A 14152-nucleotide genomic window follows, 5' to 3' on the forward strand; every position below is an offset into this window, starting at 1 on the left:
AGAGGTAAGTGATCTCTGACAATTGATTGTTTAAGGTTACCTTATGACTTCTTACCCAGTTCTATTGAAGGAATGGCGCAAGCTCCGTCGGATGAGCCAGCTCGATCTAGCTGTTGAGGCCGACGTCAGTGCGCGACACATATCGTTTCTGGAGACCGGACGTTCCCGACCCAGCCCTGAGATGATCGTTCATCTTTCTGAGGTTATGGAAGTACCCGTTGACGCCAGAAATCAGATGATGCGGGCCGTCGGCTTCGCACCGAGATATGCGGCGACGCCGCTTGACAATGCGGCGATGGAACCCATTCGGAACGCTGTCACATGGACGTTGGAAAGACATGCCCCCTACCCGGGTCTGGTGCTTGATCGTCTTTGGCGGGTTGTAGAATTAAACGGTCCCGCTGCGGTGCTGTTTGCACCTCTCGGATTGGCTGCAGGCAATAGCCTCCTCGAATTGCTGACTGGCCCTACGATGGCACAGGTCGTTGAAAACTGGCCTGAAGTGGCGCATTACACCATGCTTCGCCTTCGCGCGGAAAGTGCAGCGGCAGGTGGCATACCTGATTTGGAGGTTGCGATAAGAGAACTGGCGGCGCACGCGCATGCACCAAGTGACGCAATAGTGGGACCATCCATTCCCACGGTCTATCGATTTGCAGGACATCGCCTTTCGATGTTCGGAACGATAGCGCAGTTCAGCACTGTAGCCGACGAAACACTCGACGATCTAAAAATTGAATTGTTCTTCCCGTCTGATGAACAGAGCGCTGTCTTGCTGACGGCACTTACCAGTCAGCCACAGGACCTCCAACTGCCAATATCAAGCTGACTTTGTGTCTCCAAACGGTCGGAATTTGCCTAGTTGGCCTAGCAGTTTGAAGTTGTCTCGATACTTGCTACCTCTTCCATGCGGTTCCCTCTGCACTTGCCGGCTTTGTTGGTTGATCTCGTCGGCCTGCGTAACCTCTCGAGAAAACTTTCGCGAAATGCTGGTGAAAATTGCGCAACTCGATTGAGATTCAGCTGTCCTTGCCACGCAATGCAAACTGATTTGTTGCGCACCCATGTCACAAACTCCACGCCTGCCGCGTCCTGTTTCTATACACCCGAATACAGGAGCACCTCATGCAATCTCGTCTCAACCATTTCGCCGTTGCCCCGCAACTGATGCAGCCAATGCTCGACATGGAGGAATGCCTCAAAACAGCGGGCCTTGAGCACAGTCTCATCGAGTTAGTAAAGTTGCGCGTGTCGCAGATTAATGGCTGCGCTTTCTGCATTCAAATGCACACCCATGACGCGCGTGCGCAGGACGAGAGTGAAGACAGGCTTCACTTGCTGAATGCGTGGCGAGAGTCGTCTCTTTATTCCGAGCGTGAACGCGCCGCTCTTGCCTGGGCCGAAACGCTGACCCGCATCGAGCAGAATGGTGCACCGGATCACACCTATGATGAGATGGCCGCTCAGTTTTCAGATCAGGAAAAAATCGCCCTGACGCTGGTAGTGACAACGATCAACGCCTGGAACCGCATTGCTATTGGGTTTGCAACGCCACATCCTGCCGCCAAGGAGGCCACGGCCGAATGAGTCATATAACTTCACTCGAAAACGACCAAACATTTGTCGATCTGCGACCGCGCTTGTTCGCGGTCGCCTATCGAATGCTGGGCACCGTCAGTGACGCAGAGGATGTAGTACAGGATGCATTTTTGCGTTGGCAGAAGGTTGATCATGCTAGCGTGCGGGACGCGACTGGGTTTCTGATCCGAACGGTCACGCGGCTATGTTTGGATCACATGCGGGCCGCGCATACTCGACGCGAAACATATCCCGGTGAATGGTTGCCGGAACCACTGATCACAGATGATGCCACCGAGCGACTGGATCGTGACGTCTCGGTGGCACTCCTTCTGGCGCTGGAGCGGCTGACACCTCTCGAGCGGGCAGCCTTTCTGCTCCACGATGTATTCGAGCAATCATATGACGAATTGGCACAGGCATTGGAACGCACACCTGAATCCTGCCGCCAGCTTGTTAGCCGAGCTCGGAAACATGTGCAGCGCAACAAACCTCGAACGCAGGTTGAGCCGCAACAAGGCGAAGCCATCGCGAAGGCATTTTTCATGGCCGCCAAAAGCGGCGACACTGACGTTCTCGCCAAATTACTTGCGCAAGACGTAAGATTTGTTTCGGATGGCGGCGGCAAAGTATTGGCGACACTCAACCCGATTTTGGGCCGAGACAAAGTGATGCGGTTATTGTCTGGACTGGCGCGTAAATACACTGATCAACCTGCCCAGCAATGGCAATTCTGCCACCTGAACAATCTGCCTTCGATCCTCAGCCACGAAACGGGGGACATTTTGCAAACCACGTCGTTGGAGATAGAAAGTGGGATGATCAAAGCGATCTACGTCGTGCGTAATCCAGAAAAGACTCGTCATTTGTCTTTCGACGGACACACTCCCATCAATGGCGGCCTATCTGACTAGGATGACTACATCGGCCCAAAGCGGGCACGCGCTCAGGTGTCGTGATGCCGCGGTGCGGCTCGTCGTTGCAGTCATTCGCGGAAACAGCGAAATCAAGTCATAAGCAAACTCACACGCCGCGGAAAGCCTGCTATTCAATTGTCGTTCGCGCCTGAGGACTCATACGGCCGAAACATGGGAACCCATCGCGGCACCTTCGCCTTGTACCGCAGGTAGTCCTCGCCAAAGCGTCGTTCCAGGCCCGGCTCCTCTACGAATTTGAAGTAAAGTGTGTTGAGGAGAAAGAACACTATCGCCCAACCCAACAGGAATGGGCTGCTCATTGCTACTGCTTCCGCCAGTATCATTAGAGCAACCGATGAAAGCATGGGGTTGCGCACATAGCGGTAAGGTCCACTGACCACAAATCTTTGAGGTGGATCCCACGGTGCAGGAGTTCCGTATCCCTCAAGAACAAACAGTTTCATCGTGTTCGCGGCCAAGGCAAGCGCGGGGACAGCCAACATCGCTGCCAAAGCCCAATGCAGACGCGTTCCCACATTTGCACCAAATGGCCATTGGTCGCTGAAACATTGGATCAAAATCGGGATGTAGATCAGTGCTGTACCCGGAAGGATAAGTACCGCTTTAGTCATGCGCCATAACATAGTGGAATCTTACCACAGCTTTTCGATCGTATTCTTCGCAACCAGACCCAGTGCGACGTCGGATTGGCTATAGTAAATCCTTGGATCAGAACCAGAAATACTTACAACCTCTCAAAAATTGTCGAGGTTGGATGGTGTATTGTCAGAGGTATTTGCTCATTTGCGACCAGAAAATGTACATTTGAAACCACCGCTACGGCGAGATTGGCATTAGTCTGGGAAAACCAGGACGGGTCGCCATGCTAGGAAATTTTCAGGGAACTACGTTGGAAGAATGTGACCTTCTGATCTGCAATGCCTCGGTAATTGACGGTACCGGTGGTCCGGTCTGCAAAGCAGACGTGGCGATCTCAGGAGACGAAATTGTCGGCGTAGGGCAGCTGAACGGTATTCATGCGCAGGCAGAAATTGATGCAGCGGGCCAGTGTCTCGCCCCCGGTTTCATTGACGCACATACACATGACGACTGGGCGCTTCTACGCACACCGGATATGCCGTTCAAGGTGACACAGGGTGTTACCACTGTTGTTGCCGGGAATTGCGGGATCAGCGCCGCTCCATTCAGGGTGCAGGAAGATCTGCCAGACCCGTTCAATGTCACTCCGGACGTGCAGTCAATCAGCTTTGAAACCGTCACCGAGTATCGACGCGCGATCAAGGATGAAGCGCCCGCCGTCAATGTGCGACTGCTGGCCGGGCATTCATCACTACGTGCCACCGTAATGGGGTCGGATTTGGAGCGTGCCGCGACCAGTGCAGAAATCAACCAAATGGCAGAATTGCTTGATAAGGCGCTGTCCGAGGGCGCGGCCGGGCTTTCCAGTGGATTGGACTATCCCGCCGCGATGGCGGCTCCTAGGGGAGAAGTTGTGATGTTGGCACGGGTGCTACGCCACCACCCGAACACCGTTTACACAACCCATGTTCGGGATGAAGGTGACGGTGTGATCGAAGCCATCAAAGAAGCCCTGACCACTGGACAACGCGCCGATGTTCCCCTGATCCTGTCGCACCACAAATGCGCAGGTTCTCGCAACTTCGGCAAAAGCAAAACGACGCTCGCCATGATTGACGCAGCCCGCGCGAAAGCAGAGGTCGCCATGGATGTCTACCCCTATACCGCCTCGTCTTCTGCTCTGATGGAGCGATTCATTGATGCCGCTAAAGATGTGATTGTCATCTGGTCCGCCCCGCACCCGGAGGTTGGAGGGCGGATGCTTGATGACATTGCTGCAGAATGGGGCGTGTCGCGGGAAGAAGCCTGTACAAAGTTGAAACCCGCTGGCGCTATCTATTTCGACATGGACGAAGAGGATGTACAGCGGATCCTACAACACCCGGCGTCGATGATCGGATCGGATGGGCTGCCTGGCACCGAAAAACCGCATCCTCGGCTCTGGGGCACGTTTCCACGGGTCTTAGGGCATTACACCCGGGATCTGAAATTGTTCTCGCTGGCACAGGCTGTGCACAAGATGACCGGCCTGACCGCAGCAAAGTTCGGCCTGACCGATCGCGGAGAAGTTGCAGTCGGGAAAAAGGCAGACCTTGTACTGTTTGATGCAGAGACAATCTCGGATGTGGCTGATTTCGACGCTCCAGAGCAGCCCGCCAAAGGCATTCATTACGTTTTTGTAAACGGGCAGGTCACCCTTTCTCAGGGGCACCAGACCCACACGCGCGCAGGTCGCTTCCTGAACAACCACAAACAATAACGGGGAAAAACATGAGCAGAACAGTCTGGCTGAACGGGACATATATGCCCGAGGAAAAAGCGCAATTGCCAATCTTTGATCGGGGGCTGCTGTTTGCTGACGCTGTATATGAAGGCTTTGGCATTCTGGACGGGCAGATCATCGATTTCCATTACCATATGCAGCGTCTGAACCGGTCGTTGGCCGAGTTGGAAATGCGGCCACCGATGAGCGAGGGTGCGCTATATGATGGGCTGATGGGGCTGATTGCGCGCAACGGGGTGGAGGAAGCGTTTCTCTATCTGCACGTCACCCGTGGCGCGCATGATCGCGATTATCTTTACCCCGGCGGCCTGTCACCCAACGTTTTTGCCTTCACCCAGCCGCTGCACGGGGGGCTGGCCGCCGATCCGCCGCAACCTCTGCGACTGGCCAGCGCACCGGATATTCGCTGGGCACGACGAGATATCAAGACCAGCAACTTGTTAGGTCAGGTTCTAGCGAAAGAAATTGCCCGCAAGGCCGGTGCGGATGAGGCGCTGATGATTGCGCCCGATGGCACAGTGACAGAATGCGGGGCAATGTCGTTTTTCATCGTAAGAAATGGCTGCATCCACGCCCGCCCCCTCAGCCGTGATATTCTGCCAGGGATCACCCGCCAGACCATGCTACGCGTTGCCGACGACCTGGGGCTGAAAGTGGTCGATGCCACCTATACGCTAGACGACGTCTTCAGGGCGGATGAAGCTTTTGCCACTGGCGCTTCCAGCTATGTTCAGCCGGTGCCCGAAGTCGATGGCCGACAAATAGGTGACGGTGAGACGGGCACTGTTACAACCTTGCTGCGCCGCGAATATCTCAAAGCCGTGCGCGCCTCCTTCCGACACAACCGCGCCAGTCTTCAATAGGTAGCAACAGCTAGGCGTTCGCGGCCCATAAGAGACATTTATCGCTGTCTCCAACGCTGCGGTGCGGCTTCTCCAGACCAGCATTCACCGCAATTGCAAAAAAATGGGCACGCGAACACGCGGATTACTCAACTAAACCTGCTGTTAAAGGCAATCACCTCTAGGTCTGCAACCACTGGGGACACTTATCCGGAGGTTTGACCAAGTCCTGCCTGATGATAAGTCGCAATCACTTCAATGATGGTCCGTATTGCGAGTGGCTTGTGCTTTGTTGGGGGCGTCAAAGCATAGATGCCGCCTGAGCGGAGCGACCAATCCGGCAGGAGGCGGACCAGTCGGCCCGCGGCCACATCGTCATAGACAAGAAAATTCGGCAATATCGAGAAACACGCGCCAGCGGCGATGGCTCTGCTTATCGCTGGGGATGTGTTGAGTTTGAAAGACGAGATGACGGTAATGTCCTGAACCTTGCTACCTTTCGAAAACCGCCACTTGGTCGCATTTTTGAGCGCGGCGTTAGCAACGAAAGAAAGTCCGGCAAGGTCATTTGGCTCTGTGGCACTTTGAGCCAATCCGGGTGACGCAACCACCCATTCCTCGAACGTCCCGACTTTGCGCATTTGATTTGACGAGTCACTCGGCCATCCGACACGGAAGCCCAGGTCAAAGTGGTGTACAACCGGGTCAAGTCGATCATCGCTGAGGTGAAGATCAATCGTGACACCTGAGTTATCCTGAACAAACTGCGCCAATAGCGGAGCGAGATGCAGCGTGCCGTAATCAACTGGCGCTGTTATTCGAAAATGCCCCTCCGGGATCGCTTTACCAGACTGGACCTCTGCATAAGCTTCTTCGGCTTGGTTTAGCGCTGCCTTGGCTTGCTCGTAAAACCGCAGTCCCGCATCTGTTGGGTGCATGTGGCGCGTGTTGCGATGCAAAAGGGCCGTGCCCAGTTCTTCTTCCAGGGTCAGAATTTGCTTGCTGACAACGGCTTTACTAATACTCAACGCTTTTGCTGCGCCGGTGATCGTACCCGCGTCTACCACGGCGACAAAGTAGCCAATCCTGTTGAAATTCACGTTTTTCAATTGTCACCTTTTAACTGACAGTCATTCCACAAACTGTCTCTTTAGGTGACGTTATGTGGTCACTAGGTTTTCTGCAACAATTGAAGGTTTTAACGTAAGGCGAGCTGACCGTGCTTCTCCATGCCGAAACAACTGAAATCATCGGTCTGTCGGATTTCTACAAAACGCTGACGGTTGTCCCCCATCTGGCTGCTTAGGAGGAAACTCATGAAAAATCTAATTGCAATATCAGCAACGTTGCTTGTGATGAGCGTTCCTGCCTTTGCGGGCGAAGAAGAGAACAAGGCGGTTGCCCTGCGGGCTCTGACAGAGATGTTTGATGCTCAGAACGTTGAATTGATCGATGAGCTTTATCATCCGCGCTACATTCAGCATTCACCGTCCATCGCCGATGGGCGTGAAGGTATCCGGGCAAGCGTGATCTGGATGAAAGAAAACGGCAAGAAACCGCAGCGTGAAATTGCGCGTGTTCTGGCGCAGGGAGATCTCGTCGGCGTTCAGGCACGAGTTATTATTGGCGATGAGACCGCCATCGTTGGAGACATCTTCCGTTTTGAGGACGGCCAGATCATCGAACATTGGGATACGTCTCAAACCGAAGTTCCCCAATCCGAAACTGCCAACGGTAATTCCATGATCGACGGTGGCGGAGATGTAGACAAATACGTCTCAAACATGGATCTAGCGCGCAATACGATGAACGCGGTCGAGTTCTTTGACCGCGGGATCGCCGGGGACATCGAAACTCTGAAGCGACTCTTCGGTGCGGAGTATATGCAGCATAACCCGAGGGTTCCGAATGGAACCGAACCCATCTTTGGCTTTTTCCAGGATAGTGACGGCACACTTGGCAATGTTACTGTGCATCAGACAATCTCTGACGGTGATCTGACCATGGCGCTGGTAGATTATGCCGATTGGGGCAATGCGGTGATCGAGATTGTGCGTCACGATGACGAAGGCAAGATCGTGGAGCATTGGGATATTGTACAAGAGATTCCGGCTGCCGAGGACTTCGCCCACGGGAACAGTATGTTCTTATAAGGCAGGTGGCCGAATACTGACTGAATTAGTCCGAGAGGAGCCAGACATGAAAGCCAGTAAATCCACGCGTCGCAACCTTTTGACCGGATTTGCCGCTGTAACCGGAGGGGTCTTCTTTTTGCGCCGGGCTGACGCAGCAGAAATGACGCCTCGCGCCACCGAAGGGCCATTCTATCCAACGCCTTCCATGCGGATGCCGGATGTGGACAACGATCTGGTCAAGGTCGTGGGGCGCGTGGAAGAAGCCGGCGGTGAAGTGATCACGCTGAGGGGTCGCATCACAGACAGAAATGGCGCGCCTCGGTCAGGACACAGGGTTGAAATCTGGCAATGCGATCTCAACGGAAAATACCTCCATCCAGGAGACGGCCGCAATGTGGTCTATGATCGGGGCTTTCAGGGTTTTGGTCATGACATCACCGACGAGGATGGCCGCTACAGTTTCCGCACGATCAAGCCCGGTAAGTATCCGGGCCGTACGCCCCATATCCACGTAAAAGTCCTTGATGGCGATACCGAACTGCTCACAACCCAATTCTATGTGGCCGATGAGCCCGAAAACAAACGCGATAGCCTTTACCGACGCCTTTCAGACGAACAAGCTGAATGCGTTTCGATGTTTTTTGTTGAAACGGACTCCGGAATCGAAACTGAAATCAACCTGCAGGTTTGAAGGTTCCGGCTAGAAGCGGCAGATATTTGCGCGCCTATGGCATAAGGCACACTCGGCTCATTTAACTGGGCTGGAAGTCGACGTCAAAAGCGGCGCAACATATTCAACTGGCGAGAGAAAAACGGGATTTCTCGAAATCATAGTGCCACTGAAAAGCGCTTCGATGAAGTCCACTCCATGATACTCATCTGTAAACAGAGGAGATCCGTATACAGACTGAGTCGAGATTCACCGAACTTCTTGGTATCGAATATCCAATCGTTCAGGCCCCGATGATCCTTCAAAAACCGCTGGTCCCTCTGGCGTCGGCCGTAAGCAATGCTGGCGGGCTGGGTTCGCTGGGGTGTGCCGAAATGTCGATCAACGAACTGGAGCAAAGAATATCTGAGATGAAGGCGGCAACCGATAAACCGTTCAACCTCAATTTCTTTCTACATGAGGCTCCAACCTTTGATCCTGTGCTCGACGAACAGGCGCGTTCACTCGTTTTGCCGTTTTATCGCCGGCTCGGTTTGGAGATGCCCATAAACACTTCAGATACTGAGGCAGAAACCTTTGACACCGACAAGCTTGCGCTCCTCGTTTCCGAAACGCCTGCCATGGTTAGCTTTCACTTCGGGTGCCCTCCGACCCAGGTTGTTGAGGCCTTGAAAGGGGCTGCTCAAATCAATTGATAAAAGGGACTGGGTTCGGCCCAGAGTCGACATTCAACCTAATGCCGTGGTGTTGCAGTCGCAGCCATAAAACCCGCCGTTCGCTGCGTGCGCAAAATATCGATGCGTATAAACACACAGTACGCGGGACAAAGTGAGCTTTAAATACGTTGCTCACGCCACGCCCAGCGGTGTCATTGGCCCGAATGAAGTCGAATGCTGCCGCCAGAACATCCAAACCTCGAAGATTGGCTGGGGTGCCTGCTTGAGTGACGCTGCTGCAGGACGATATATACAAATCGAATTTCCTGATTGTATGATTCAATAACCGGCCCACCTGAATAGCGGCCAGAAACCGGAAGGTAGCCTTGCTGAATTTGACGATTCCCATACCCTTGATATTGGTCGCTGTTTTGCCCGCCGTTCTGGATCGGTGCTCTGGTTCAGACTCGAGCGTGGCCCTAGGCGTACTGGCCCGCGACCGGGTGGCTTTGACTGCGACGGCCAGTGAAATCGTTGTCGATTTACCGATCGCCGAAGGAACTGTCGTCAAAGCAGGAGATATTCTGGTTCAACTCGATCCAACATTACAGACTGCCAAGCTCAGCCTGGCACAGGCCGAGCTTCAAAAGGCGCAGGCCACGCTGTTGAAGCTACAAGTCGGACCGCGGGAAGAAGAGATTGCAATTGCCGAAGCCAAGGTCGCAGGTGCTGTTGCGCGACTGGTTGACGCCGAAGCCATCTATGAAAGAAACGCCAGACTGGTCGAAAACTCGGTCGTCACCGAAGCACAGGTGGCAAATGATCTGGCCTTACGCGATTCTGCGCGTGCCGAGTTGGCCAGCGCTCAGGAATCTTTGAAAGAGCTGCAAAACGGCACCCGTCCCGAAGATATTGCTGTCGCCGAGGCCAACGTACGTGCAGCAGAAGCCACGGTTGCTGCCGAGCAGACCGTGTTGGATGACCTGACAGTTGTTGCGACCCGCGATGGTGTACTGGATTCACTGCCTTGGAATCTGGGCGAGCGGGTAACATCCGGCAGCCCGGTTGCCGTTTTGGTCACCGGTCAAACACCCTATGCGCGTGTCTATGTGCCCGAACCACATCGCGTCAAACTAAAGCCCGGCGATAAACTGAGAGTGCGCATTGACGGACTCTCCGATCCATTGGACGGCGTGATCCGCTGGATCAGCGACGATGCGTCGTTCACGCCATATTACGGACTGAACAAGGATGACCGTACGCGGCTTGTCTATCTCGCCGAAATTGACCTGCCAACCGCATCGCCGGACTTACCCGCCGGAGTGCCTGTGCAGGTTCCCTTACCATGAGCGACATCGTTGTATCGACGAAAGGCCTGACCCGCCGGTTTGGGGAAAACACAGCGGTCAACAATCTGGACCTTGAGATCAGAACGGGCCAGATCTACGGGTTTCTTGGCCCCAATGGCTGTGGCAAGACCACTACCATGCGCATGTTGACCGGCTTGCTGACCCCCAGCAGTGGAACGATCTCGGTTTTGGGGCAGTCCATGCCCGAAGCGGCGGAACCGTTGAAGAACGAGATTGGGTATATGACCCAGATCTTCTCGTATTATCGCGATTTGACCGTTCTTGAGAATCTGCGGTTCGCGGCTGAAATTTACGGCATTCCGGCTAAATCAGCCGCGGACCGGATTGACGAGTTGCTGCACACCTATGACCTGACAACGAACGTGCATCAGCTAAGCGGCAGCATGAGCGGCGGACAACGGCAGAAACTGGCGCTGGCAGCAACCGTCATGCACCAGCCAAAACTTCTGTTTCTCGACGAACCAACGTCGGCCGTTGATCCCGAAACCCGCCGCACGTTCTGGGAGCAGCTGTTCGATCTGGTCGATCAGGGTGCGACGATGATTGTGTCGACCCATTTCATGGACGAGGCAGAGCGTTGTCACAGGCTGGCGATCCTGCAGCACGGCGTAAAAAAGGCGGATGGGTCCCCCCGTCAATTGATGGATGATCTGGACGCCGATGTTGTAGAGGTGGAAGGGCCGGACCTGAGAAAAGTCAAACACGAGCTGGATGGCAAATCCAAAATACTCTCAACGGCTCAGGTCGGCTCGCGGCTGCGCGTGCTGGTCGACAAGTCCGAACCTCGGCCAGTTGAAATGCTACGCGCCCGGCTTGATGCGTTTGCGGACCTGTCCCTGACGTGTCAACGTCCAAACCTTGAAGACGTCTTTGTCAGCGCAACGCGGGGGCCGGGACAATGATCTCGCCGCGTCGTATCACAGCCGTTTTGAAGAAAGAGCTGCTTCAGCTGAGGCGAGATCGAATGACCTTTGCCATGGTTGTCATGATACCACTGATCCAACTGCTGCTGTTCGGCTATGCGATAAACACAAATCTGCGTCACGTGCCCGTCGCACTGGTGGATCAATCCCGAACTGAACTTTCGCGCACGCTGGCGCAGATTGTTCAGGCCACGCAGGTCGTAACAATCACCGAGGAGTTGACCAGCCCGCAAGAGGCCGAACGCGCGATCACCGAATCTCGCGTACGCGCCGCTTTAATTATTCCTCAGGATGTGAGCCACCGCCTTGCCCGAAGCCCTTCCGTCGGATTGGGATTGCCCGACGCAACCAACCAGACCAGCAGTCGGCCTGTTGCCCATTGGATCGTGGACGGCTCGGACACGATGGTCGCCAGCGCGATCAAGTCCCTGCGCACGATGCCACTGACCGAGTTGCTCAAGCAACCGCCCAACCGACAGGTGCCTACGTTTGAAGTCACGCTCTACTTCAACCCTGAACAGCGGTCGGCGGTGAACATCGTACCCGGTTTGGTTGGGGTTATCTTAACCATGACAATGATCCTGTTCACCTCGGCCGCTATCGTCCGTGAACGCGAGCGGGGAAATATGGAGATGTTGATCAACACACCGATCAAGTCCATCGAGCTGATGATTGGCAAGATCATACCCTATATCTTCCTGGGACTGCTGCAGGTCGCAATCATCCTTGGCATCGGGCACATGTTGTTCGATGTCCCGATCAATGGTGGGTTGGGCGTTCTTCTTGTGGTGACACTGCTTTTTATCATTGCCAGCCTGTCGCTAGGGTTGGTCATTTCAACACTTGCACAGAACCAGCTCCAATCGATGCAGATGACCATTTTTGTCCTGCTGCCCTCGATCCTGATGTCCGGGTTCATGTTCCCCTTCGACGGCATGCCGCGACCTGTCCAAACCATCGCACAAGTCCTGCCGGCCACGCATTTTATGGACATGATCCGCGGCGTGGTCCTGCGAGATGCTTCGCTTTATGAGTTGCGATGGGGGATTCTCTGGATGATCGGGTTTGCAGTATTCGGATTGTTGGCGGCAACTCTGAGATTCAAGAAACAGTTGGATTGAATTGCGGCCCGTTCCGAACATTCGTCGATTTTGACGTTACAGCATTGCAGCCTCCCGATAGCGGACGGTGCACACGCCGAAGGTATCGAAAGAGAACTATCGGCTCAGCAGAAAAACGCAGCGCACCCATTCGGGAACACGACGGTTAGCCAAGGAAGATAAAAATCATGGGAAAAGGCGCAACGGCAATCGCTGCCGCCAAAACCAACCCCAGAAATGAAAACCTACGGCTGGCCCCGGCCAGAAAGGCGAGTCCCCCGCCCCCTCCGAAATCCGCGACTCTTTTCTGATTAGGAATTTTGACGACGAACTGCTGCTACATCCCAGAAAGGCCTGCATTGGTGTTTAGTAGGAACTGGCGAAAAATTGGGCTGCTTGCCGCCCCAATGCCACGGGCGTTTTCTCCGACTGCTGCGGCTTCCACGACCGGAGGGATAAGACCGCGTTTGTCCTGGTTGACCAGATAGCGTCGAACCCTTGCCACCAACTCTTCTCTTACGTCCGGCGGGAACGCCCCGTCGATGAAAATGGCCTCGAAGTCGATGACGGCACAAATTGAAAGAGAGGCCTTGGCCAACTCCTGCGCAGTCGCTCCAATCCACGGCTCGACATACCGTGTGATGCTGGTCCAGTCCTGCGGCTTCTTCCAGAGAATCGCGGGATCGACGCCCCCTTCGATCAGCCTGTCCTCAAGCAGAAACAGTGAGGCGGTGTCGATCAGTTGCTGGCTTTCACCCAATGGACCCGTCGTGCGCATCGCGCCCAAGGCACCAGCATTGCCTTGGTTGCCCTCAAACACGGTGCCGTTCAACGCGACTCCGCCGCCGATCATTGACCCAATGAAGAAATAAAAATAATCGCGATACTCAGCCCCACGACCATATAGATGCTCCGCGTGACACGCTGCGGTCGCGTCGTTGACTACAAAAACCGGCAAGTCGCTGAACTTGGCGACCTCCGAGAAGAAGTTAACGTTTTTCCAGGAACTAAACTTCTTGGCGGCAAGCCCAGACAGGTCGTGCCATTTCCAAAGTTCGAACGGTGTGCCGATTCCAATCCCGCATACGCGATCACGAAGCCTTTGCGGTTCGTGAGCCAGTAGCGTTTCCAAGCCAGAATCCAAAAACCCGAAAACGGCCTCTGGCAACGGATAATCATAGGTTGTGGAAAGTTGGCGGCGCGGCTTGCCTGTAAAGTCGATCAAAAGCAGATCGGCACTGCGTCGCCCTATTTTCATCCCGACTGACAAGATGCCTTCCGGATTTAACTCCATTGGGATCGAGGGCTTCCCAACTCTTCCTCGCAACGGGGCTCCGCGTTTGAGAATCTGGTCTTTTTCGAGCTTGCGCAAAATGATTGAAACGGTCTGTGGAGACAGACCTGTCAACCGCGCAACGTCGGCACCCGCCGTAGGCCCATGCCGTTGTAAAACTGTCAAAATCAGACGTTCGTTGTGGTCTCGAACACCGCTTTGACTTACGCCTCCTGTCAGCATTCTCAGCGCGTCTTTCTCCATAACTCAAAACATAACCACCTTGTTTTACTATGGAAAGACGG

At 54.4% G+C, this 14152-nt stretch carries 14 protein-coding genes; 11 read left to right on the plus strand and 3 right to left on the minus strand.

All coding sequences use genetic code 11. From position 1 onward, the window contains the following. The first annotated feature begins 43 nt into the window (after nucleotides 1-43). The 3 genes from ACR0M2_RS18500 to ACR0M2_RS18510 all read left to right on the plus strand — a co-directional run bounded on the left by ACR0M2_RS18500 (nucleotide 44) and on the right by ACR0M2_RS18510 (nucleotide 2492). Nucleotides 44-829: a helix-turn-helix domain-containing protein gene (locus tag ACR0M2_RS18500; RefSeq protein ID WP_480706492.1), complete on the plus strand. Its 786-nt coding sequence runs from the start codon at nucleotides 44-46 to the stop codon at nucleotides 827-829. Between the two features lie 296 nt (nucleotides 830-1125). After that, the gene (locus ACR0M2_RS18505; protein WP_480706494.1) at nucleotides 1126-1587 is read left to right on the plus strand and encodes a carboxymuconolactone decarboxylase family protein; all 462 of its coding nucleotides are present in this window, start codon (nucleotides 1126-1128) and stop codon (nucleotides 1585-1587) included. Next, nucleotides 1584-2492, plus strand: coding sequence for a sigma-70 family RNA polymerase sigma factor (locus ACR0M2_RS18510; RefSeq protein WP_480706496.1), 909 nt, complete (start codon nucleotides 1584-1586; stop codon nucleotides 2490-2492). The genes ACR0M2_RS18505 and ACR0M2_RS18510 overlap by 4 nt, the downstream gene beginning before the upstream one ends. Nucleotides 2493-2626: 134 nt before the next feature. On the opposite strand, the gene ACR0M2_RS18515 is transcribed toward ACR0M2_RS18510, so the two are convergent. Beyond that, nucleotides 2627-3127 (minus strand): methyltransferase family protein, encoded by a 501-nt coding sequence (locus ACR0M2_RS18515; protein ID WP_480706498.1) that lies wholly within the window; start codon nucleotides 3125-3127, stop codon nucleotides 2627-2629. A gap of 251 nt (nucleotides 3128-3378) precedes the next feature. On the opposite strand from ACR0M2_RS18515, the gene ACR0M2_RS18520 reads away from it, so the two are divergent. Further along, nucleotides 3379-4854 (plus strand): N-acyl-D-amino-acid deacylase family protein, encoded by a 1476-nt coding sequence (locus ACR0M2_RS18520; protein ID WP_480706500.1) that lies wholly within the window; start codon nucleotides 3379-3381, stop codon nucleotides 4852-4854. Nucleotides 4855-4865: 11 nt separating this feature from the next. Then, entirely contained in the window at nucleotides 4866-5741 is an 876-nt protein-coding gene (locus tag ACR0M2_RS18525) for an aminotransferase class IV (RefSeq protein ID WP_170414829.1), read from the plus strand. 185 nt (nucleotides 5742-5926) lie between these two features. On the opposite strand, the gene ACR0M2_RS18530 is transcribed toward ACR0M2_RS18525, so the two are convergent. Further along, a complete protein-coding gene (locus ACR0M2_RS18530) occupies nucleotides 5927-6820 on the minus strand; it encodes a LysR family transcriptional regulator (RefSeq protein ID WP_480659113.1) in 894 nt (297 codons plus the stop codon). 216 nt (nucleotides 6821-7036) lie between these two features. Between ACR0M2_RS18530 and ACR0M2_RS18535 the strand changes: the two genes are divergently transcribed. From ACR0M2_RS18535 to ACR0M2_RS18560, 6 genes are all read left to right on the plus strand, one after another. Next, on the plus strand, nucleotides 7037-7873 hold the full coding sequence (locus tag ACR0M2_RS18535) for a nuclear transport factor 2 family protein (protein WP_480706502.1): 837 nt from the start codon (nucleotides 7037-7039) through the stop codon (nucleotides 7871-7873). 46 nt (nucleotides 7874-7919) lie between these two features. Further along, nucleotides 7920-8546 (plus strand): dioxygenase family protein, encoded by a 627-nt coding sequence (locus ACR0M2_RS18540; RefSeq protein ID WP_480706504.1) that lies wholly within the window; start codon nucleotides 7920-7922, stop codon nucleotides 8544-8546. A 209-nt stretch (nucleotides 8547-8755) separates the two neighbouring features. After that, a complete protein-coding gene (locus ACR0M2_RS18545; protein ID WP_480706655.1) occupies nucleotides 8756-9220 on the plus strand; it encodes an NAD(P)H-dependent flavin oxidoreductase in 465 nt (154 codons plus the stop codon). Between the two features lie 347 nt (nucleotides 9221-9567). After that, nucleotides 9568-10530 carry an HlyD family secretion protein gene (locus ACR0M2_RS18550; RefSeq protein ID WP_480706505.1) on the plus strand — a complete coding sequence of 321 codons (963 nt, stop codon included), beginning with the start codon at nucleotides 9568-9570 and terminating at the stop codon, nucleotides 10528-10530. Next, on the plus strand, nucleotides 10527-11453 hold the full coding sequence (locus tag ACR0M2_RS18555) for an ABC transporter ATP-binding protein (protein WP_480706507.1): 927 nt from the start codon (nucleotides 10527-10529) through the stop codon (nucleotides 11451-11453). Before ACR0M2_RS18550 ends, ACR0M2_RS18555 begins: the two co-directional genes overlap by 4 nt. Further along, nucleotides 11450-12595, plus strand: a complete 1146-nt coding sequence (locus ACR0M2_RS18560) for an ABC transporter permease (protein ID WP_170379707.1) — start codon at nucleotides 11450-11452, stop codon at nucleotides 12593-12595. Before ACR0M2_RS18555 ends, ACR0M2_RS18560 begins: the two co-directional genes overlap by 4 nt. Nucleotides 12596-12911: 316 nt before the next feature. On the opposite strand, the gene ACR0M2_RS18565 is transcribed toward ACR0M2_RS18560, so the two are convergent. Continuing rightward, complete coding sequence (locus tag ACR0M2_RS18565) at nucleotides 12912-14111, minus strand: ROK family transcriptional regulator (RefSeq protein ID WP_480664057.1); 1200 nt, start codon at nucleotides 14109-14111, stop codon at nucleotides 12912-12914. Nucleotides 14112-14152: the final 41 nt, after the last annotated feature.

The sequence above is a fragment of the Ruegeria sp. BE10 genome (genome assembly GCF_056538905.1).

Bases quoted from the DNA above. Each gene is read 5' to 3' on its own strand.
- ACR0M2_RS18565 (WP_480664057.1), bottom strand. From the start codon at position 14,111: ATGGAGAAAGACGCGCTGAGAATGCTGACAGGAGGCGTAAGTCAAAGC.
- ACR0M2_RS18535 (WP_480706502.1), top strand. From the start codon at position 7,037: ATGAAAAATCTAATTGCAATATCAGCAACGTTGCTTGTGATGAGCGTT.
- ACR0M2_RS18525 (WP_170414829.1), top strand. From the start codon at position 4,866: ATGAGCAGAACAGTCTGGCTGAACGGGACATATATGCCCGAGGAAAAA.
- ACR0M2_RS18520 (WP_480706500.1), top strand. From the start codon at position 3,379: ATGCTAGGAAATTTTCAGGGAACTACGTTGGAAGAATGTGACCTTCTG.
- ACR0M2_RS18560 (WP_170379707.1), top strand. From the start codon at position 11,450: ATGATCTCGCCGCGTCGTATCACAGCCGTTTTGAAGAAAGAGCTGCTT.
- ACR0M2_RS18510 (WP_480706496.1), top strand. From the start codon at position 1,584: ATGAGTCATATAACTTCACTCGAAAACGACCAAACATTTGTCGATCTG.
- ACR0M2_RS18515 (WP_480706498.1), bottom strand. From the start codon at position 3,127: ATGACTAAAGCGGTACTTATCCTTCCGGGTACAGCACTGATCTACATC.
- ACR0M2_RS18555 (WP_480706507.1), top strand. From the start codon at position 10,527: ATGAGCGACATCGTTGTATCGACGAAAGGCCTGACCCGCCGGTTTGGG.
- ACR0M2_RS18505 (WP_480706494.1), top strand. From the start codon at position 1,126: ATGCAATCTCGTCTCAACCATTTCGCCGTTGCCCCGCAACTGATGCAG.
- ACR0M2_RS18540 (WP_480706504.1), top strand. From the start codon at position 7,920: ATGAAAGCCAGTAAATCCACGCGTCGCAACCTTTTGACCGGATTTGCC.
- ACR0M2_RS18500 (WP_480706492.1), top strand. From the start codon at position 44: ATGACTTCTTACCCAGTTCTATTGAAGGAATGGCGCAAGCTCCGTCGG.